Here is a 295-nt window from a genome sequence, read left to right as displayed (position 1 = left end):
CCAAATTGTTAAAGAGCAGATTTTCTAATGAAAACCATTTTTAAGAACACTTAGCAAATGTGCTTAAAGATGGTGGGCGATACCGGGCTCGAACCAGTGACCCCCTGCTTGTAAGGCAGGTGCTCTCCCAACTGAGCTAATCGCCCATGATAGTTTTGATTCCTTCATGGAGAAAGAATGGTGGAGCTATGCGGGATCGAACCGCAGACCTCCTGCGTGCAAGGCAGGCGCTCTCCCAGCTGAGCTATAGCCCCATATTTTTATTTCCTTGGGAGGAAATGGTGGGTCGTGCAGG

The 295-nt window shown here is 48.8% G+C and carries 2 tRNA genes; both read right to left on the bottom strand.

Going from position 1 to position 295, the window contains the following annotated elements:
* Window positions 1-70 precede the first annotated feature (70 nt).
* Window positions 71-146 (bottom strand) — tRNA-Val (locus BCT81_RS23520).
* A gap of 32 nt (window positions 147-178) precedes the next feature.
* Window positions 179-254, bottom strand: a tRNA-Ala gene (locus BCT81_RS23515).
* Window positions 255-295 lie beyond the last annotated feature (41 nt).

Origin of the sequence: Vibrio sp. 10N.261.52.A1, assembly GCF_002876325.1 — a bacterium.
In the GTDB taxonomy this organism is placed as follows: Bacteria; Pseudomonadota; Gammaproteobacteria; order Enterobacterales; family Vibrionaceae; genus Vibrio; species Vibrio chagasii.
Note: the sequence above shows the minus strand (reverse complement) of the source record. Positions and strands in the feature narration are given on the sequence as shown.